Below are 20,130 nucleotides of genomic sequence, written 5' to 3' on the forward strand. Positions count from 1 at the left end.
GCAGGCATGGCACCCAAGAAGTCCACCCCAGCCAAGGGCAAGGGGAAGGCGAAACCCACGACACGGCAGCGCAAGAGCGCAAAGCCCAAAGCCCCGGCGATGGCGCCGTCAGGTCTGCCGTGGGAGCGTGAGCAGTTCTGCATCGAATACTGCAAGGACAAGAACGCCACGCAGGCTGCGATCCGCGCCGGATACTCCGAGAAGAGCGCACACCAGCAGGGATGGCGCCTGTTGAGGAATGTAGAGGTCCGCAACCGGATCAACGAGATGATGCGCGATCTCGCCAAGGAGCTGAATATCGAGGTCAGCGACGTTCTCAAGCGCATGTGGGACACAGCCACGGGCGATGTGAACGATCTCGTGCGCCTCGAACACCGCGCCTGTCGCTACTGCTGGGGCACGGATCACGAGTTCCAGTGGAAAACACCCCGCGAGTTCAAGGAAGCCAGCAACGACAAGGTTTCCCAGCTGGCCGGTGGCGATTCCGCTGCGCTTCTCGCCCTGGGCGAGGCGATGACGAAGGCCGCACCATTCCCGGCTGACGACGCCGATGGCTACGGTTTCGATCCGACCGCAGATCCAAACCCTGAGTGCCCGGAATGCGTCGGCGAGGGTGTGTGGCACATCAACATCCCAGACACGCACATGGCCATGTCTCACCCGCTCTACGATGGCGTCAAGCAGACCAAGGAGGGCATCGAGGTCAAGATCGCCGACCGAGGCAAGGCCTTGGAGCAGGTCGCGCGCCACCTGCAAATGTTCAAGGATCATGTGGAACTGGGCGTCTCAGAGGAGTTCGTGAAGGCCGCGCGGGCGATCAAGCCGCCCCATTCAGGTGATCTCAACCCCCGGTCCTGGACCGTTTGAAGCTTGAGTTTTCGGCTAAGCTTTCCTGGCTGGGTGAGGAGCTGTGAATAATGAACGCATCTAAGTTCTCAGACTCGCAGAAGGCTTTCATCATCAAGCAGTGCGAGAAAGGCACACCAGTGGCTGAGACCTGCCGGAAGGCCGGGATCAGCCGGCAACCTACTTCAACTGTCAGACTTAAACTGCAGAGAAATTAGATAGACAAAACCGGCCGATATGATGCGTCCCGCCGCAGGCTTCCATGCCGACGATGCAGGGTGGTAGGTCGGAAAGAAGGTCCAGAAGGCGAAACGGGAGTGTCCTGAACTCTGCGTATCTGGCCCGGTCCATGCGGTTTCAGATACTCAAGCGTCGAAGCGCTCGCCGAACATTATGGCGAACTGGTTGCGGGCTGCAAACCATTCCCGAACATTTCTGCCATCCTTTTCGAACTTGCGGATTGCGAGATAGATCGGCTTGGTCGCGGCCTCGTCGGTCGGGAAGGAACCGCGCGTCTTGATCGATTTGCGGATCACGCGGTTCAAGCTTTCTATGGCATTGGTTGTGTAGATGATCTTGCGGATCGCCGGATCGAAGCCGAAGAATGGGATCACCTAGGCCCATGCCCTGCGCCAGGCCGGGGCGATGGAGGCGTATTTCCCGGCCCATTTCTCCTCGAAGGCATCCAACTCGGCCTCGGCCATCTCGGCGCTCGGGGCGCTGTAAATCCGGCGCAAGTCGGCCGCAATGATCTTGCGGTCCTTCCAGGAACAAAAGTTCAGAGAATGGCGCACCAGACGCACGATGCAGGTCTGAACCATGGCCTCCGGAAAGGCGGCGGGATCGCCTCCGGGAAGCCCTTGAGGCCGTCCACGACGGCGATCAGGATGTCCTGCAGCCCCCGGTTCTTCAGTTCATTCATCACCGAGAGCCAGAATTTGGCGCCCTCGTTCTCGGCGATCCACAGGCCCAGAACCTCACGCTGGCCATCGCGGGTGACGCCGAGGGCGACGTAGACGGCCTTGTTCTTGACCGTCCGGCTGTCGGCATCCCGGATCTTCACCCGTAGCGCGTCGAAAAGGACGATGAGATACATCCGGTCCAGCGCGCGGCTCTGCCATTCCCGAACCTCGTCCAGCACCGCGTCGGTGACCCGACTGATCAGGTCGGGCGACACCCTCAGACCGTAGAGGTCGAGCAGATGCGCCTGGATGTCCCGCACCGTCAGACCGGCGGCGTAGAGCCCGATGATCTTGTCATCCATACCGTCAATCCGGGTCTGGCCCTTCTTCACCAGTTCCGGCTCGAAGCTGCTGTCGCGGTCACGGGGGATCGCTACCGGCAATTCCCCGTCCTGCCCCTTCAGCACCTTGGCTGATGTGCCGTTGCGGCGGTTGGGTTGGCTCGGCGGTGCGCTCTCGCCATCTTCATAGCCAAGATGCGCGGTCAGTTCCACACCCAGCATCCGTTCCATGAGCTTGATCTTCAGCTCTTTCATCAGCCCGGCATCGCCGAGCAAGTCCTCAGGGCGCTCCACGCCCTTAAGCAGTTCGTCTAGGATTTCTTTCGAGATGGTCATTCATGCTTCCTTTTGGTGAAGCATGAACCGGATCAATCGTACACAAAAGCCCGGACACTCTCGGCGAAACCGCTGGAGGCGCTTGCGAAACACAACTTCGCCCTTCGCATCCATCCCCGCCAGGCTGCAAACCGTTTCCCAAGATCAATTCCCAGAACCGCGATATCCATCAGAATGCTCCTTCTTCTCCACCATTCCTCGCAACCGTAGCTGCATCTGGATGGGAAGGCAGTTCATCCCGTTACTTCACATCTGAATTTTTTGGTTGTTTAAACCTTAGCTGGCGAAAATTGTAGGTCAGAACCTATAAATCCTTGCCCCCATGAGCGACGATGTTCTCGAAGCATGTTTGTGTAAAAGTGGAAGCAAGACCTCCAGATCGTCAAGCAAGATTTTCGTTCGAGGTGCGACAATCCCAAAGGATCCAATTACGGTTTCTCCCAGCCCTGCAATCGGGACAGCTACTGCCCGTAAACCGTCGACGCTTTCGCTATCAGAAAAAGCATATCCTTGCTCAAGGATCCGAACAATCTCAGCCTGAAGGTCAGCACGGCTCACTATCGTATTCGACGTGAACCGAGGCAGTGGCAACGTGCTGATCAGACTCTCTTGGTCTGCAGCGGGTGCATGGGCCAGTAACAGCTTTCCACTGGCCGTTGCGTGCAATGGTAAGCGAATGCCAATGCGCCAATGGCTTTCGATGTACTTAGGCCCTTCTACCGCCATGATATGTCGGCAATGGTCCCCATTGCGAATACTAGTGAAAATTGTGTGTTCGGTGCTCGCCGAGATTTCACGCATCTGCGGCCATGCAGCCTTTATCAAAGGGTTCTGGCGCGCATAATTCGTGGCCAGCGCAAATCCGTTTATTCCAACCTTGTATTTTCTGGTCTGTGCGTCTTGCTCAACAAAACCATGCTCGCGAAAGCTCTTAAGAGCACGCGATACGTAGCTTTTGGTTAGGCCGGTCATGCCAGAGATATCATTCACACCTAAGGGCTCTTCTGCTGAGGTGAAGCTGGCAAGTACAGTTAGCGCCTTATCAAGTCCCTTCATTCGGTCCTCATCACTTGGAGTCGGTGCGATATGAACTCAGCATAGCATGATTGCAAATACGGAGTTGACCGCTGCAGAGGCGTAGCTTAAGTTGCAACTCAGTTTCGGATATAGCAACCAATGGTCCCAAAATGCAATTAATAGATCTAAGCCGAGAGATACATCATCGCACGCCAACCCATCCATCCCATCCGCCGGTCGCAATCGGTCGCTGGAACTGGCACGAAGAAAAAAAGTATGCGGGCGATGTAGAGTTCTCGTCGGCGTCGTTATTCATGACGCTGGGTGATCATGCTGGGACACATGTTGACGCGCCCCGTCACTTTGATGATGCGCCCGATGCCCAGACGGTAGACGAAATGCCACTTGAGCAATTTTACACGCCAGCACTTTGTCTTGACCTGTCCGATAAGCCACTCGGTTCAGACATCACGATAGAAGATCTTGAGGAGGCCGAAAAAGCCTCAGGCGTCAGCATTGATGCGGGCGATACCGTCTTGATCTATATGGGGTTCAACGACCGTGTTGCGATTTCATCGCCAGAGTATCTGACAGACTTCCCTGGCCTGACGAAGGACAGCGCCGAATGGCTGGGCGGCAAAGGTATCGTCAGTTTTGGGGTCGAAGCCATCAGCCCAGGCCGCCCATCGCGCAACAATTTCTTGGTTCACCAAGTCTGCCGAGACCTCGGCTTCACGCATATGGAGTGCCTAGTCAACCTTCATAAACTTGTCGGGATCGGCAAGTTCACATTCATTGGTTTCCCGTTGAAAATCAAAGGGGGAACCGGCAGCCCAATACGGGCCGTAGCTGTAATTGACGAAGAATGAAATCGGGAGGAACAACTATGTCTATTGTCAAATTTGCGCTCTATGCGGCAGCACTATCCACCACAGCGCATTCGGCATTCGCACAGGAAATGCCAGATGTAAGCTGGAACGTCTCAATGCACGGCAATCCTCGCGGGATCACTGCTGGAATCGAAGAGGTTGCAAAGTTCGTCGAGGAGAATACCCAAGGTAGTTTCAAGATTAAATTGAACTACGGTGAGGCGCTGTCGCCGGCAAAGGAAACTATTGATGGCATCCAGATTGGTGCTTTCGAGATGGCGCTGATGTGTGCGTCTTACCATCCAGGGAAGACGCCCTCTTTGATGGTATTGGACCTGCCCATGCTTCCAATCGACAACATGGACACCAAGATTGCAGTGCATGAAGCGGTCTTCCAACATCCCCAAGTAAAGCAAGAACTGGCGAAATGGGATGCCGATGTCTACATGAGCGCTCTGACACAAACATCAGAATTCATGGGGGTCGGTGAGGCACCGACAGAACTCAACGATTGGAAAGGTCGCGTGGTACGCGCACCCGGCGGTCTGGGCGAAGCCATGAGCGCGATTGGCGCTACCCCGACAACGGTACCCGCTCCAGAGGTCTACACCGCACTTGAACGCGGAACAGTCAACGCCGTGTCATTTCCTTTTACGACTGCGCATGTGGCGTTCGGCGTTCACGATGTCGCAAAATGGTATACAGACAACATGGCTCCCGGCACGACAGGCTGTCAAATTATCATGTCGAAATCGGCATGGGACAACCTTCCTGAAAACTATCAACAGATCATGATGGACGCTAAGGCGCCTGCATATGAAGCACTCAAGGCGCGGTATGAAGCGGACGATGAAGAAAACCTTAAAATGCTTGAGGAACGCGGCCTGGAGAAGGTTTCCTATTCACCCGAGACCCTCAAAGCATTTCAAGACAGCGCGGCTAAACCGGTTTGGGACAACTGGGTAAACGAGACATCGAATGCTGGCGTGCCCGCGCAGGAGCTACTGGATCTCGTGATCGAAACCTCGAGCGAGTAAGCCCTACCTTCCCCTGCACCTGACATGCGGACCGGGTGTAGGGGAGCGTTTTCACAGGAGCAGCATATGAGCACCATTGAATGGCTGTTGAAACGCACTGAAGACGCGCTGATCAGCGTGTCATCGGCGCTCATATTCTTTATGATGGCATTCATCGTCATCATCATTTTTGCACGCCTCGCAGGTATCGGAATCGTTGGGTACATCGACGTTATCGAACTTCTTTTACCCGCGGTTGCCATTCTAGGTATCTCTACGCTGCAACGTGATGACGATCACCTTGGAATGGACCTTTTGGTTAATAAAATCAGCAGTCCCTACCTGCAAAAAGTTATCAAGCTCGCGAGCTTGTTCGTGGGACTATTTGCGGTCGCAATCCTAGTCAATAAGACGTTTCTGCACTTCCTCCGGTCATACAACTTTGGCGATTCAACAATTGATGCGCAGCTTCCAACTTGGCCATCGAAAGGGATTGTCTCAATCGCGCTCGGAATTCTTGCCGTGCGCATCGTATTGCAGCTGATCCAGGAGTGCCGCCGCCCAGTTGAAAGGCGTTCGACAAGATGAGCGATATTGCAATCGGTATTTTTGGATTTGCAATGCTGGCGGGATTGGTCGCCCTAGGTGCGCGCATCTATATCGCCGCCGCTTTTGCGGGCATTGTCGGCCTGATATGGCTCAGAGGCTGGGATATTGGTACTAGCATTGCGGGGGTCGTTCCGCATTCTGCGACAGGACATTTCACGCTAAGCGTACTGCCAATGTTCATCTTGATCGGGTTTCTCGCACATGCCGCTGGTCTGACCGATGCCGCCTTTCGCGCCGCAAAGGCATGGGTTGGTCATCTGCCGGGTGGCCTCGGCATTGCCACGGTCTTCGCAGCTGCCGCCTTTGCCGCCGTCTCAGGCGCCACGACCGCGACTTCAGCGGTTTTCGCACGCACTGCCCTGCCAGAGATGCTCAAGGCAGGATACAGTCCTCGGATTTCTGCTGGGGTCGTGGCCTCAGCAGGTACGCTCTCGGCTCTGATCCCTCCCAGTGCGATCTTGGTGATTTATGCAATCATCGTAGAACAATCAGTAGGTCGTTTGCTATTGGCAGGCTTTATTCCTGGAGTATTGACGGCGCTGTTATATGCCGGTGTGATCATCGTATTCTCGCTCAAGGACAAGAACACCATTGCTCGACAAGAAAAGGCCAGTTGGAACACTCGCATCAGCACCCTGACACAAACCACCGGTATCATGATTGTCGCGGTGATTATTCTGGGTGGGATCTATTCGGGAATCGCCACTCCAACCGAAGTCGGGGCATTGGGCGTATTTACGGTACTGATTGTATCTCTCATTCAGAAGCGCATGACATTCACCGTCCTGAAAAGCTCGCTTTTGCAAGCAGCAAGTCTGACAATAATGATCTTTTCCATCATTTGGGCGGTGATGATCTTCGTCAGATTTCTAGGTTTCTCTGGGCTGCCAAACGCGTTTTCTTCGTTCGTGGTGGATCTGCCAGTGCCTCCCCTTGTCATACTGCTGTGTATCTTCGGCCTCTACATCATCATGGGCATGTTCATGGATGCCATTGGGATGCTGCTATTGACATTGCCTGTCATCTTTCCAGCGGTGGTCGCGCTAGGCTACGATCCAATCTGGTTTGGTATCATCCTGGTCAAGTTGGTTGAGATCGGTTTGGTCACGCCGCCTATCGGACTGAACTGTTTCGTAGTTAAAGGGGCATATCCCGATATTGCCATTGAAGACGTCTTTCGTGGGATCTGGCCCTTTGTGATAGCCGATTTGCTTCTAGTCGCAGTGTTAGTAGCCCAGCCCGAGATCGTGACATTTCTACCCAATGCAATCTTGAACTGACCACGCGAAGATGGCGAGTGACCCAATGACGATATCCGAGACATTCAACAGATTATCTGCTGGAGACACTAGCGCCACAAGAATTTTAGAAAGACTGCGCTCCCGAATTGATCGCCTAGAGCCAAGCTTGAACGCTCTGTGTCATGTGGATTGGGAAGGCGCGTTTGCGGCAGCCGAAGAAAGTGAGCAGCGCTGGCGTTCAGGAAGGCAACTGGGATCGCTTGATGGCATCCCACTGCATATCAAGGATAACATTTTCGTAAGAGATGTACCCTGCACGTGGGGCAGTAGGCTCTACGAAACTTTTGTCCCGAATCAGGATGATTGGTCGGTCACCCGTCTACGTCAGCAGGGCGCGGTGCTGTTCGCAAAAACCAATTCACCTGAGTTTGCACTTGCTGGGATCACAACCAATGATCTGTTTGGGACAACGCGTAACCCATACGATCAAAGCCGAACACCTGGAGGTTCCAGCGGCGGTGCCGTTGCGGCAACAATGGCCGGGTTCGGATTTGGCGGTCTTGCCACTGACGCGGGCGGATCGATACGGCGCCCGTCAGGTTATAGCGGTGCCGTAGGGTTGCGAACATCACCTGGAGCAGTTCGGCGTACCAGCGGATTTCCGGCAATCGCAAATGATTTCCAAACGATTGGCCCAATCGCAAGCAATATCGAGGATCTTTCCATTCTGTTCAACGCGGTTCGCTGCACTGCGAAGGATGTCAAACTGCCTCGGCGGCAAGACGTTCGAATACGGGTCATCCTTGACGCAGGTCTTCAGACGATCGTGTCAGAGATTGAATCAGCGACACGTCATGCTGCGGCTGTATTGAAAGATCAAGGCTACCACACTGACGAGATCATAGCGCCGTGGAATCGCGCAGAGGTCGAATATGCATTTCGCGTAATGTCGGCAAGCGGAGTGGCACACCTTGCCTCATTTCATGACAAAGATCTCTGGCAAGAGAAAGTTACGAGGCCAATGCAACGTACTGCAGAATTCGGCAACGAGCAAAAAGCAGTAGACTATGTTCGAGCGCTCGAAATCGTTTCGAAACTTAGGGCAATGGCAGCGTCAGAATTTGACAACCGAACAATATGGCTAATGCCAACCTCACCATGCACGGCTTGGAGCATCGATGAAGACTATCCGCAGTTTATTGCCGGACAGCCCGCTGAGCCGCGAGATTCATCGGTTTATGCGCCAGTTGTAAATGCCATGGCGGCAACGGGGTTGGCTTTGCCCGCGGGAACCGATTCTATTGGTCTACCGATCGGCGTTCAATTAGTGGCAGGGCAAGGACAGGAAGATCTTGTCTTAACCGTCGGAGAGGACCTGGCTCGTCAACTCGGGGACTTCCAGGCCCCACCAAGAATTCTAGATCTATGCCGGGACCTCGGCCCCGAAGGTTGAGAAGGCTGCGCAAAAGGTGATAAAGTTCCCTGCTTTAGCTATCGGGGGGGAATACGGGTGCTGTCATGTGAGCTACTCTCCATTGGTTGGACAGTTTCTGGCGTAAATTAAGCTACTCTTTGCACCTGCTGATCGGGTTGGTTTTCGTCTTTTCTCAGCCAATAGACCACGGCGGGTGGTCTGCCGCCAAGGGCGGAGTGTGGACGCTGGTGATTGTAGAAGGTCATCCATTTGCGGATGCCCGCCTTTGCCTCCGAGCCCGTTTCCCAAGCATGCAGGTAGACGCATTCGTATTTCAGCGTCCGCCACAGCCGCTCTATGAAGATGTTGTCGAGAAACCGGCCTTTCCCATCCATGGAGATACGCACGCCGGTTCTGCGCAGCCGGTCCGTCCAGGCGAAGGACGTGAACTGGCTGCCCTGATCGGTGTTCATGATCTCGGGCGAGCCGAACTTGTGAATGGCCTCGTTCAGTGCCTCAACACAGAAGTCGGCCTCCAGCGTGTTCGAGATGCGCCAGGCCAAGACCTTCCGGGTATGCCAGTCCATGATGGCGACCAGATACAGGAACCCGCGCCTCATGGACAGGTAGGTGATGTCCGAGCACCAGACCTGGTTCGGACGATCCACACGCAGACCTCTCAGCAGGTAGGGATAGGTCTTGTGCCCCTTCGCGGGCCTGCTGGTGTTGGGCTTCTGGTAGATCGGCATCAGTCCCATAAGGCGCATCAGCCGACGTATCCGTTTCTCGTTCACCAGATGACCGTCGTTGCGCAGGTGCCAGGTCATCTGCCGAACACCGAAGAAGGGCGCTTCCAGGAACTGTTCGTCGATCCGCCGCATCAGGTCGAGGTTCTGCTCGGTCTCGCCCTTCGGCGTGTAGTAAAAGGACGATCGCGCGATCGACAGCAGATTGCACTGCTGGCCGATCGACAGCTGGGGGTGATCGGGCTCAATCATGCCGCGCCTCACTTCCCGCCCCAGGGCTTGAGCTTTCGTTCCAAAAAAGAGTTGGCCACCGCCAGCTCCCCGATCTTGGTGTGCAGTTCCTTCACCTGCTCCTCGTCAATCTCGGGTTTCTTGCGGCCGCCGCGCTCAAACACGCCGGACGCGCCCTCAAGCAAGGCGCGTTTCCATTGATGGATCATCGTCGGATGCACCCCGAACCGGCTCGCCAGCTCGGCGGCGGTCTCCTCGCCCTTCAGGGCTTCCAGCGCGACCTTCGCCTTGAACTCGGGCGCATGTTGTTTGCGTTTCGACATCTCTAATCTCCTTCTTGTCGAAGATCAGCAGACTGCAAATCGTAGCTTATGTCAGTGTCCGAATTTCGGGGGGTAGCTCAACAAGATGGCCTTCGATCCTTCACCCGATCGTGCTCTTTCTGTTTTCAAGGCAGCTTGCGGCTCTCGCCGCCATACGTAGGTTGGTACGACCTCAGCGCTCCCGCGTCTAAGCTTGCGCATTCATCAGATGCCGCGCAGCTAAGAGCCGCCGCTGCTTTTCGCGCGGCAAATGACGGCGTGAGCGGGCCGCCCCGAAGCATCTTGACTGGTGGGTGAGCGGCAGGAAAGGGGCCGTTGTCGACGCCTTGCAGAAAGTTCGAGGATCTGAAATTCGCTGCTAGTGCGCGTCATCCCTACAGCGAAATTGAGCGCTTGTATTCATGGAGTCTCGAAACCATTTTTCGTTCTGAAGAGCAGCAATTCAACTGAGAGTCCCAAATTTGCTTCGACGAGTGCGAGACGTAAAGCGCCAGCAAAGTACACTACTTTAACAGCTATTGCCGAAGTGTCTCCACGAAAACGCGGGTCATAGATGTCAGCTTTCGCTGCGTAGGAAGGAGTAGGAACAGCGTGCGCCAAAGGTCGAGATCGGCAACCGGGACGAATGTCAGGCGCGGGTCGCCGAACAGCATCACCGCGTTCCGCGGCAAGAGTCCGACACCAAGGCCCGCCCGGATCATCGCCAGCTGCGCAATCGTGGAATGCGCCTCGATCGCACCCATCCGCAAGACTGGTGGGACATGGGCGCTCGAGGCCAGCAATTGATGCGTCCCGGTCCCCGGACTGAGCGAGATTACCTCTCCCGGATCGATATCCTTCAGAGTCAGACCGGTGCACCCAGCCAACGCATGCCCCGTCGCACAGGCCAAACCGACGGGATCGCGTATGATCTCTTCCTGTTTCAGGTCTGGTGAATGCAGCGCTCTCCCTGCCACCGCCAGGTCAAGCTTCCCGTCCACGACCATACGCGCCAATGTCTCCGCAATGTCATCATGAATCCGCAGCCGGACCTCGGGATACAAGCCGCGAAACCGCGACAGGGCCGGAGCGACCAACTCGCTGATTGCCGACGGGCTGCAGCCGACATTCAGCGTGCCGGCACCTTGCACGCCGCGCGTCTGTAGCCGCGTGATCGCGCGGTCGAGACCGTCCAGCAGCGGCGCCGCTTCCTGCAGGAAGGTCAACGCCGTGGGCGTCGGTGCAGGGGGGCGCTGGCTCCGATCGAAAAGGGGAGAGCCCACGGCCTCCTCGAGCTGCTGTATCGTCTCGGACAAAGCCGAAGGCACGATCCCCAGCGCTGAGGCCGCCCGTACAAAAGATCCATGCGCCTGCACCGCTACCATGGCCCGCAGGTGTCGGATGTTGATATTCACATTTGCCGAATTTAATGTCATTATATACTTATTTTATGAAGCAAGAAGATATGGTTCAAGAGGGCTTCTGAAAAGGACGCTCGGATGACCCAGCACGACAAGACCCTAAGCCAGGATACCCTGCCCCAAGCTCTTCGCAGCGCGGGATTTCACGGCGACATTGACCGCGACACCGCGCTGCTCTCGGCTATGTCGACCGACAACTCCGTCTACCAGATCCGGCCCGACATCGTTGTCGCTCCGCACGATAGCGCCGATTGCGCAGTCATCGCCGCCGTGCTCTCCCGGCCCGAATTTGCGTCGGTCGCGGTCACGCCCCGCGGCGGCGGAACCGGAACGAATGGGCAAAGTCTTAACCGCGGCCTCATCGTCGACATCCGGCGCCACATGCACCGTTTGCTTGCAGTTAACGTCGAAGAAGCCTGGGCCGAAGTCGAACCCGGCCTCGTGCTTGACGACTTGAACGATCAGTTGCGCCCTAGGGGGCTGTTTTTCGCGCCGGAAACCTCCACCTCGACGCGTTGCACGATCGGGGGGATGGTCAGCACCGATGCCTCCGGAAAGGGCTCCCGCGTTTACGGCAAGACAAGCGACAACGTCCTCGCACTCCAGATCGCACGCCCCGAGGGCCTGCTTTCCAGCAACGAGGTATCGCCCGAATGGGCCGCCCCCATGCTGCACCGCGCCGAACAGGCCGCACGCGGCGGGCGCGATGCCTTCGTGGCGAACACCCCCCGCCTGAACCGGCGGTTCACCGGCTACGATCTCGAACGGGCCTGCCCGCCTGACGGCAGGTTCGAATGGTGGCGCCTCTTCCTCGGGGCCGAAGGCACACTGGGTCTGATCACCCGCATCCGCGTGAAGCTGCGCCGCATCGAACGCGAAAAGAGGCTGCTAGTCGTTGGCTTCGACGGATTTCGCAATGCTCTGTCCTCCGCTGCTCCGCTGCTTGCCGCGGAACCGACCGCCATCGAAGTGATGAACGAAACGGTCCAGAAGATCGCGTCGGACTCAGGTCTGCTCGACGGCTTGCCACCCGCCCTGCGCGCCGAGCCGGACCGCGAGATCGCCTATACCTTCATCGAATTCAACGGCAACGACCCGGCAGCCATGGCCGCGCGGATCGCACGCTGCCGCAAGATCCTGGCCGACCTTCCCGGTGCTGACACTATCCACCAGGCCAGTGATCGGTCCGAGATCAAGCGGTTGTGGGCCATCCGGTCGGGCAGCGTCGGCCTTCTTGGCAAGGTCGACGGCCCCGCCAGACCCGTCGCCTTCGTCGAGGATTGCGTCGTGCCACCGGAAAACCTACCGGCCTTCGTCGACGATTTCCGGACACTGCTGACCCGGCACGGCCTGTCTTTCGGCATTTACGGCCATGTCGATGTTGGCTGCCTCCACTTTCGTCCGGCTCTGAACATTGATAGCGAAAGCGACCGCGACAGGCTCGTTGCCATATCCGACGCCGTGTTCGACCTGACCCAAGAATACGGCGGCATCTTTTGGGGCGAGCATGGCAAGGGCGTGCGCGGCGCCTATCTCAGGACTTGGATCGGCGAAGAGGCCTACGCCGCCCTTCAGGCGGTCAAGCGCGCGTTCGACCCAGAGGGGCGCTTCAACCCCGGCAAACTGACCGGCGACGACGACACGATCATGGGCATCGCGACGACCCCATTCCGCTCGTTCAATGCACCAGACGGCGATCCGCTGGACCGGGCCTTTCGCTGCAATGGCAATGCACAATGCCTCAGCTACGCGCACAGCATCCCGATGTGCCCATCGTTCAAGGCCACCACCGATCTGCGCCAAAGCCCAAAGGGCCGCGCCGATGCCCTGCGCCAATGGCACCGATCCCGTGCCAAGGGAGGCGCCGACGATCAGCTTGAGGCCGACCTGCTGCGAACCCTCGATAGCTGTCTCGGCTGTAAGGCATGTGAATCGTCCTGTCCGGTCCAGGTCGACATCCCGACGATGCGCACGACCTTCTACGAGGACTATTACAGCCGTCACGCCCGTCCCCTCGCCGACCGCCTGACTCTTATCACGGAACGCATGAGCGGCCAGATCAAAGCGGTATCCCCGATCCTATCACCCGTCTGGCCTCTGCTCGCGGCCATCGGCCAGCGCCTCACCGGAACGCAGGACCTTCCCTCTCGCCTGGCCCAACGCCCCGCCTCCTCTCTGCGTTTATCCTACGAAGAACTGGCAACCACGTCCCTGCCCGACGGCACCGTCCTGCTCGTCCAGGACTGGTTCACCGCGCTCTTCGATGCGCAGGTGCTCGAAGACATCGCGGACGGCCTGCGTGCCCTCGGCTATCGTCCCCGCGTGCTCGACATGAAACCCGCGGGCAAGGCGGCGCTGACGCTGGGCGACCGCGAGGGGTTCGACAGGATGGCCCACGCGCTCTCCGTTCAACTCGTCCGTGCCGCCGAGACCGGCGCGCCACTGGTCGGCCTCGACCCGGCATTCGTCATGATGCTGCGGCAGGATTACCCAAAGGCCGGTTTCACCGTACCTAAGGTCGTTTTGGTGCAGGAGTTCCTCGTACGGGAACTGGAGACGGGCAAGACCTTTCCGAGCGTCCTTTACGATACCCCTCTGCGCCTCTTGTCCCACTGCACGGAGGCCACGGCCGTGCCGCAAAGCGGGGAAATGTGGACCAGCATATGCCAAACCATCGGAATTAAGACAGAGACACCGGCCACAGGGTGCTGCGGCATGGCCGGTCTTTTCGGCCACCAGTCGCGGCATCAGTCAATGTCCGCGACGCTCTTCAACCTTTCATGGCGCACGCAGGTCGAAACGGATCAACCCGTGGCGGCGACGGGTTTTTCCTGCCGCTGCCAGGCCAGCCGCCTGGCTGGACGCGCGTTGCGTCACCCGATGGGTCTGATCGCAGAGGCCCTGCGCCGGTAACTTGCCCGGTGCGACCTGCCTCAGTTGCCCAGCAACCGCCCGCCAATATGTTCCCCGATCGGGATGGCGGAGGTCGCCGCCGGTGAGGGCGCGTTGCAGACATGCAGCGTGTGTTGCGTCTCCCGAAACAGGAAATCCTCGACCATGCGGCCGTCTCGCCACACCGCCTGCGCCCTGATGCCGGGGCGGTACGGCTCAAGGTCCTTGCCTTCGATCCGCGCACAGTAGTGCTGCACCCGTTTCAGGTACAGCCGCTTGAAAAGTGACGCCGACAGCTCCTGCGAGGCCGAACCTGAGTTCGCCGCCACTAGTTTCCAAAACCCAGGATAACCCATCACCGAAAGCGTGTCCCGCACATCGAGATCGCTCCGCTTGTAGCCCTCGCGCGACAGCGCCAGAACGGCATTCGGCCCCACTATGAAACAGCCATCCATCTTCCGCGTCAGATGTACACCAAGGAATGGGCGCGCCGGGTCGGGCACCGGGTAAATCAGGTGGCGGACCAGGTCCGCAGGCTGGTTCCGGATGCGGTAATATTCCCCCCGGAACGGGATAATCCGGAAATCCACGTCAGCCCCGAAGTTTCGCGCCACCTGATCGGCCCACACCCCGGCACAGAACACCACCTTCCCGGCCGAGACCGGCCCGTCCGTGGTATCAATCTGCACCCCGGCCCCGGTTTCTGCGCCACCCGCGACTCGGGTGCCGAACCGAATCTCGCCCCCCGCCTCGGTGACGTCCCGCGCCATGCTGCGCGCCACTTCACCGAAGTCGACGATCCCAGTCGAGGGCGACAGCAGCGCCGCCTCGGCCCGGATCGCCGGTTCCAGTGCGCGCGCCTGAGCCCGGTCCAGCGCCTCGATCTCGATCCCGTTGGCACGGGACCGCTCGCCAAGCGCCTCCAGCCGCGCAACCTCACGTTCGTCCACCGCGACGATCAGCTTGCCACACATCTCGTATGGAATGCCCCGCGCGTCGCAATACGCGCGCATCTGCGCATTACCCTCGGCGCAGAACCGCGCCTTCAGGCTGCCGGGCGCGTAATAGACACCGGCATGGATCACGCCGGAATTGCGCCCCGACTGGTGCAGCGCGACGGCCGCTTCCTTTTCCAGCAATAGGACTTTCGCGCCCGGCTGGCGGCGCTGCACGTCGCAGGCCGTGGCAAGCCCGACGATACCACCGCCGACTATTACGACATCATGGGTTGTCATGGGATCGGTCTTTCTAAAGGCGCCGGAACGAAGGGTTTGCGGCGCGCGCGCAGGGAGAGTGGCGCGCGCGCCAAAATCGCAGGCTGAGGACCGCGATCACACCGGCAGGGTGTAGGAGGTCTTACTCGAGGTGAAGAACTCGCGCGCGGCGCGACCTTGTTCCCGCGAGCCATAGCTCGATTTTTTGCGCCCGCCGAAGGGAACGTGGTAATCCACACCCGCGGTCGGCAGGTTGACCATCACCATGCCCGAGTCCGAATGCGCCTTGAAATGCTCGGCATGTTTCAGCGACCGAGTACAGATACCCGACGACAACGCCAGGTCGCTGTCGTTCGCAATCGCCAGCGCGTGGTCATAGTCATCGGCCTTCAGCAGGCTCACCACCGGGCCGAAGATTTCCTCGCGGACATGTCGCATCTGGTTATCGGCTTGCCCGATCACCGCCGGCGACATGAAAAAACCCTCCGTGTCACGCTCGACGCGCTGGCCGCCGCACATGATCTCGGCCCCCTCATCGCGCGCGATCTGAAGGTAGTTCTCGTTGACCTTCAACTGCCTCGCATCCACCACCGGCCCCAGATCGCTGGCTTCGTCAAGCGCATGGCCCGCACGCAGCGCCTCGGTCCGCCTGACCATCGCTTCAAGCAACTGGTCATGGATACCCGGCGTCGCGATGATCCGCGTGTTGGACGTACAACGCTGCCCGGTCGAGATGACCGATCCGCCGATTGCGCAGCCCACGGCATTCTCGATATCGGCGTCGTCGAGGACGATCAGCGGACTCTTACCCCCCATCTCTTCTTGGATCTTGCCAGCCCGTGCAGCCACGGTTTCGCGCACAGTCTGGCCCGTCGCCACAGACCCGGTAAAGGATAGCGCGTTCACATCCTCAGAGACGCAAAGCGTGTTGCCCACGACCCGCCCAGGCCCCATCACGAGGTTGAAAACACCGTTGGGAATGCCCGACCGCGACAGGATCTCGGTCAGCACCCAGGCCATTGCAGGAGTCAGCTCTGCGGGCTTCAGCACGACCGTGTTGCCATAGGCCAGCGCCGGTGCCGCCTTCCAGGCCGGGATCGCCACAGGAAAGTTCCACGGCGTGATCAACCCCACGACACCCACCGGCTCGTAGCGCACGTCAGCGGTGACGCCGGCGCGGATCGAGGGGACAAATTCGCCGGCAACGCGCAGGGCTTCCTGTGCGTAGAACTTGAACACCTGGCCCGCGCGCGTCACCTCGCCAATACCCTCGGCAAGGATCTTGCCCTCTTCGCGCGAGAGAAGCCGGCCCAGCTCTTCCTTGCGGGCCAGCAGCTCGGTGCCCACGAAATCCAGCGCATCCGCCCTTGCCTGCGGCGTGGCCGCACGCCAGCCTGGTAACGCCGAGCGGGCCGCCGCGATGGCGTCCCCGGCCTGACCAGCATCTGCCTGCGCGTAGACGTCGACGACATCCGAGAGGTCCGAAGGATTGATGTTCTCTGTCTCTCCGACACCTGAAACCCAGGCACCGTCGATGAAGTTCTGTTTTGTCATGTCTTTTTTGCCTCGGGTCAGAGTTCGGTATCGAGCTGGTTGAGGCTGCGGCCAAGGATGTCGACAACCTCGTCCACCTCGTCGCGGGTGATGATTAGCGGCGGGCAGAAGGCCAATGCGTCCATCATATTGCGTGAGATGACACCGTTCTCCGCCATCAGCGCGTTCAGCCGTCCCCCAAGCACGCCCGGGTTGAACTCCGCCTCACGTCCCGTCGGCGGAACCACCTCGACGGCGGCGATCAGGGCTTGGCCGCGCACCTCGCCTACAAGCGGGTGATCCAGCAGTGCGCCCAGCTGTTCCTGCATGTAGGCGCCGGTCTCCGCCGCGTTCTGAACGAGATTGCGCTCCTCGATGATCTTGATGTTCTCCAGCGCCACGGCCGCGCCCACGGGATGTGCACCACCGGTATAGCCATGGCCCAGCACGCCGATCTTATTGCTCTCGTCGGCGACTGGCTCATAAACCCGTTCATTGATCATGAAGGCCGAGAACGGAATATAGGAGGACGTGATCTGCTTCGACATCGTCATGATGTCCGGCTTGATGTCGTAGGTTTCGCTGCCGAACATCTTGCCGGTGCGACCGAAACCACAAATCACCTCGTCGGCGATCAGCAGGATATCGTACTCGGCGAGGACCGCCTGGATCTTTTCCCAATAGGTCGTCGGCGGTACGACGACACCGCCCGCGCCCATGATCGGCTCGGCGATAAAGGCGGCAACCGTGTCAGGTCCCTCGGCTTGGATCATCGCGTCCAAATCTTTGGCGCAGCGGGTGGCGAACTCTTCCTCGGTCTCGCCGTCCTGCCCGTCCTTCCAGTAGTGCGGGCAGGTCGTATGCTTGATCCCCTCGAATGGCAGATCGAAAGAGCGGTGATTGTTCGGCAACCCGGTCAGCGACGCCGACAGCGCGGTCACCCCGTGATAGCCTCGCAGCCGCGAGATGATCTTCTTCTTCTCGGGCTTGCCCATCGCGTTCGAGCGATACCAGACCAGCTTGATGATCGTGTCGTTCGCCTCCGAGCCGGAGTTGGTGAAGAACACCTTCGACATCGGCACCGGTGCCATCGAGATCAGCTTCTCGGCCAAGTCCACCACCGGACCGTGCGACTTATGCGAAAAGTTGTGGTAGAATGGCAGCTTGCACATCTGCTGATAGGCCGCGTCCGCAAGGCGGTCCTCGTCGAATCCGACGGCGACGCTCCAAAGGCCGGCCATCGCCTCGATATAGGATTTGCCGTTGTTGTCGAAGACCCGGACACCCTTGCCGGTCTCCATGATCACGGGGCCATTTTCCTCGTGGGCACGGGCATTGGTGTAACCGTGGAAGTGGTACGCGACGTCGCGCGCCTCGGCAGAGTTGGGAAGTATTTTATTCATGATATCACCTAATGATCAGGCAGTTTTGCGCAGGGTTGCGGTGGCGTCGGCATCTACGTCGAACCGGCCAGACGAATCCGGGCCGGACAGCGCGACCTTATAGACCTCACGGGCCGTGTCGGCGCAGATGAAACCGAGATTGACAGACTTGGCGACTCGGGTCGGCTCGCGATCGAGCGGATTGCCGTAACCGCCACCACCGCAGGAGTTGAAGATCATCTTCTCTCCGTCTGCACAGAGTTCCTGGTTGAACGCCGGCAAATCGACCACCTCGCCCTTCCGGGTCTTCTTGCGGGATTTGGTCGGATTGGCGTCGAGCCCGCCCAGCACGCCTCGTGGCGCGAAAGTCGAAGCATCGGCCGCGTACATCACGGTCATGTCGTGATTGAGCGGGTAATAGGCCCCGCGCACGCCCGGCGCGCCCTCAAATTCGCCATAACCTTGGCTGTCGGCCTCGACCTCGCGGGACTCGATAATGAACGGGTACATCGACTCGTCCACCTCTACACTGTCGAGCGTGATCAGCCCGCCATTCGCCGGGCCGCAATAGGTCAGCCAGCCGTCATGACCGTGGTTCGCCCCGCCCCCGGCATAGCCGACGAAAATCTGGTTCACGTAAGTCTGCCCGTCCTTGAACGGATCCTGCCCGGAGATCACGGCCATGCCCACGGGCAGGTGCGGCCCGCCCTCTGCCTGACCGAAGGGTTTGCCCATCTTGGAAAAGATCGCGTTGCCCGCTGTGGTCAGCCGGTCATTCACGTTGGTCGTCGCCACCGAGGTCCCGGCCGGATAGACCGGCTTGCCGATGGCCGACCCCTCGCGCATCAGCACTTTGATCCGCCGCGCAGATCCGTAGCAATGTGGCAAGCTGGCATCGAGGTTGTTGAACACCCCGATCCGACAGGCGCCTAGGCAAGTGTTCTCGCTCAGGTTCAGCCCGCCCGGTACGCAGTCGATATTGTCGCGCACATCGACGGTGATCTCGCCGGCCTCCGGGTCGACCTCGATCTTGAGGTTGATCGGAATCCCCTCGTCAGCCACGCCCGGCACCGGGTCATGAGCAATCTGGTAGTCATAGGTGCCCTTGGGCAGTTTCGAGATCTCGGCCTTCGCTCGGCGGTCGGCATAGTCGAACCAGTCTTCCACAAAGTCCTTGATCGAGTCTTTCCCGTATTTCTCACAAAGCTCGACGATGCGCTTCTCGGCGGTCAGCACGGCGCCCTTCTGGGCTCGCACGTCGCCCAGCCAAAGGTCCGGTACCCGGTTGCGCAGGGCACCCATCCGCAGGATGTCCTTCTTCTCTTCGTAATTCTCCGCTACCCGGACGCAGGGCCAGTGCATGCCCTCCTCGAAGATCGACTTCGCATAAGGCAGATAGGTTGAGGGCTCAGGTGCACCCGTATCGGCGTGGTGCGACAACGCCACCGCCCAGAAGAGCGGCTCACCGTCGAAGAAGACCGGCAGCGCCATAATCAGGTCGGCATGGTGCGTGCCGCCGGTGAAGGGCGAATTGTTGAGGAAGATGTCGCCCTGTTTCACATCGTCGAAGAACTCGGTGATCGGACGTGTGGCCACGTCCATCGAAGTCACGTGGATCGGCAGCGCGTCTTCGGTCGTCACCAGCCGATGGTCATACGTTAGAAGTGCACAGCTCAAGTCCTTGGCGTTCTTGATTACCGCCGAGCGGCTCGCCTTGGTAACCACAAGCGTCATCTCGCGAACGATGGATTCGAACCGGCTTTTCAGCACTGAAACGAGAAACGGGTCGAGTCGGGTCTGCTGGGTCGTGCTCATGGC

14 protein-coding genes and 2 pseudogenes are annotated in these 20,130 nt (G+C 58.9%); 8 read left to right on the forward strand and 8 right to left on the reverse strand.

The window, feature by feature from the left end:
- The first annotated feature begins 6 nt into the window (after positions 1-6).
- The gene (locus ROH8110_RS18080; protein ID WP_085819202.1) at positions 7-867 is read left to right on the forward strand and encodes a terminase small subunit; all 861 of its coding nucleotides are present in this window, start codon (positions 7-9) and stop codon (positions 865-867) included.
- Between the two features lie 50 nt (positions 868-917).
- Positions 918-1,036, forward strand: a pseudogene (locus ROH8110_RS18085) (transposase); the annotation flags it as partial.
- Between the two features lie 175 nt (positions 1,037-1,211).
- On the opposite strand, the pseudogene ROH8110_RS18090 reads toward ROH8110_RS18085, so the two are convergent.
- A pseudogene (locus ROH8110_RS18090) lies at positions 1,212-2,425 on the reverse strand (IS256 family transposase).
- 297 nt (positions 2,426-2,722) lie between these two features.
- Positions 2,723-3,481, reverse strand: coding sequence for an IclR family transcriptional regulator (locus ROH8110_RS18095; RefSeq protein WP_085819203.1), 759 nt, complete (start codon positions 3,479-3,481; stop codon positions 2,723-2,725).
- 131 nt (positions 3,482-3,612) lie between these two features.
- Here ROH8110_RS18095 and ROH8110_RS18100 point away from each other — a divergent pair, with 131 nt between their 5' ends.
- From ROH8110_RS18100 to ROH8110_RS18120, 5 genes are all read left to right on the forward strand, one after another.
- Positions 3,613-4,311 (forward strand): cyclase family protein, encoded by a 699-nt coding sequence (locus tag ROH8110_RS18100; protein ID WP_085819204.1) that lies wholly within the window; start codon positions 3,613-3,615, stop codon positions 4,309-4,311.
- A gap of 17 nt (positions 4,312-4,328) precedes the next feature.
- A complete protein-coding gene (dctP, locus tag ROH8110_RS18105) occupies positions 4,329-5,348 on the forward strand; it encodes a TRAP transporter substrate-binding protein DctP (protein WP_170156540.1) in 1,020 nt (339 codons plus the stop codon).
- 66 nt (positions 5,349-5,414) lie between these two features.
- Positions 5,415-5,915: a TRAP transporter small permease gene (locus ROH8110_RS18110; protein WP_170156539.1), complete on the forward strand. Its 501-nt coding sequence runs from the start codon at positions 5,415-5,417 to the stop codon at positions 5,913-5,915.
- Entirely contained in the window at positions 5,912-7,216 is a 1,305-nt protein-coding gene (locus ROH8110_RS18115) for a TRAP transporter large permease (protein ID WP_085819207.1), read from the forward strand. The genes ROH8110_RS18110 and ROH8110_RS18115 overlap by 4 nt, the downstream gene beginning before the upstream one ends.
- Before the next feature lie 25 nt (positions 7,217-7,241).
- Positions 7,242-8,630 carry an amidase gene (locus tag ROH8110_RS18120; RefSeq protein ID WP_170156538.1) on the forward strand — a complete coding sequence of 463 codons (1,389 nt, stop codon included), beginning with the start codon at positions 7,242-7,244 and terminating at the stop codon, positions 8,628-8,630.
- A gap of 107 nt (positions 8,631-8,737) precedes the next feature.
- Here ROH8110_RS18120 and ROH8110_RS18125 read toward each other — a convergent pair.
- Together ROH8110_RS18125 and ROH8110_RS18135 are read right to left on the reverse strand one after the other, a co-directional pair.
- Positions 8,738-9,891 (reverse strand): IS3 family transposase gene (locus tag ROH8110_RS18125; RefSeq protein WP_370738124.1). Its coding sequence is split into 2 segments (ribosomal slippage): positions 8,738-9,639 and positions 9,639-9,891, totalling 1,155 coding nucleotides; the frame shifts between segments, so codons are not numbered across the junction.
- 515 nt (positions 9,892-10,406) lie between these two features.
- Entirely contained in the window at positions 10,407-11,285 is an 879-nt protein-coding gene (locus tag ROH8110_RS18135) for a LysR family transcriptional regulator (protein WP_245962888.1), read from the reverse strand.
- A gap of 84 nt (positions 11,286-11,369) precedes the next feature.
- Here ROH8110_RS18135 and ROH8110_RS18140 point away from each other — a divergent pair, with 84 nt between their 5' ends.
- Positions 11,370-14,204 (forward strand): FAD-binding and (Fe-S)-binding domain-containing protein, encoded by a 2,835-nt coding sequence (locus ROH8110_RS18140; protein WP_085819212.1) that lies wholly within the window; start codon positions 11,370-11,372, stop codon positions 14,202-14,204.
- A gap of 20 nt (positions 14,205-14,224) precedes the next feature.
- On the opposite strand, the gene lhgD is transcribed toward ROH8110_RS18140, so the two are convergent.
- The 4 genes from lhgD to ROH8110_RS18160 form a co-directional block, all read right to left on the reverse strand.
- Complete coding sequence (lhgD, locus tag ROH8110_RS18145) at positions 14,225-15,418, reverse strand: L-2-hydroxyglutarate dehydrogenase (protein ID WP_085819213.1); 1,194 nt, start codon at positions 15,416-15,418, stop codon at positions 14,225-14,227.
- 96 nt (positions 15,419-15,514) lie between these two features.
- Complete coding sequence (locus tag ROH8110_RS18150; RefSeq protein WP_085819214.1) at positions 15,515-16,951, reverse strand: aldehyde dehydrogenase family protein; 1,437 nt, start codon at positions 16,949-16,951, stop codon at positions 15,515-15,517.
- A gap of 17 nt (positions 16,952-16,968) precedes the next feature.
- Positions 16,969-18,333 (reverse strand): aspartate aminotransferase family protein, encoded by a 1,365-nt coding sequence (locus tag ROH8110_RS18155; protein ID WP_085819215.1) that lies wholly within the window; start codon positions 18,331-18,333, stop codon positions 16,969-16,971.
- Between the two features lie 15 nt (positions 18,334-18,348).
- A complete protein-coding gene (locus ROH8110_RS18160; RefSeq protein ID WP_085819216.1) occupies positions 18,349-20,127 on the reverse strand; it encodes a hydantoinase B/oxoprolinase family protein in 1,779 nt (592 codons plus the stop codon).
- Positions 20,128-20,130 lie beyond the last annotated feature (3 nt).

It is taken from the genome of Roseovarius halotolerans, from assembly GCF_900172255.1.
Lineage (GTDB): Bacteria > Pseudomonadota > Alphaproteobacteria > Rhodobacterales > Rhodobacteraceae > Roseovarius > Roseovarius halotolerans.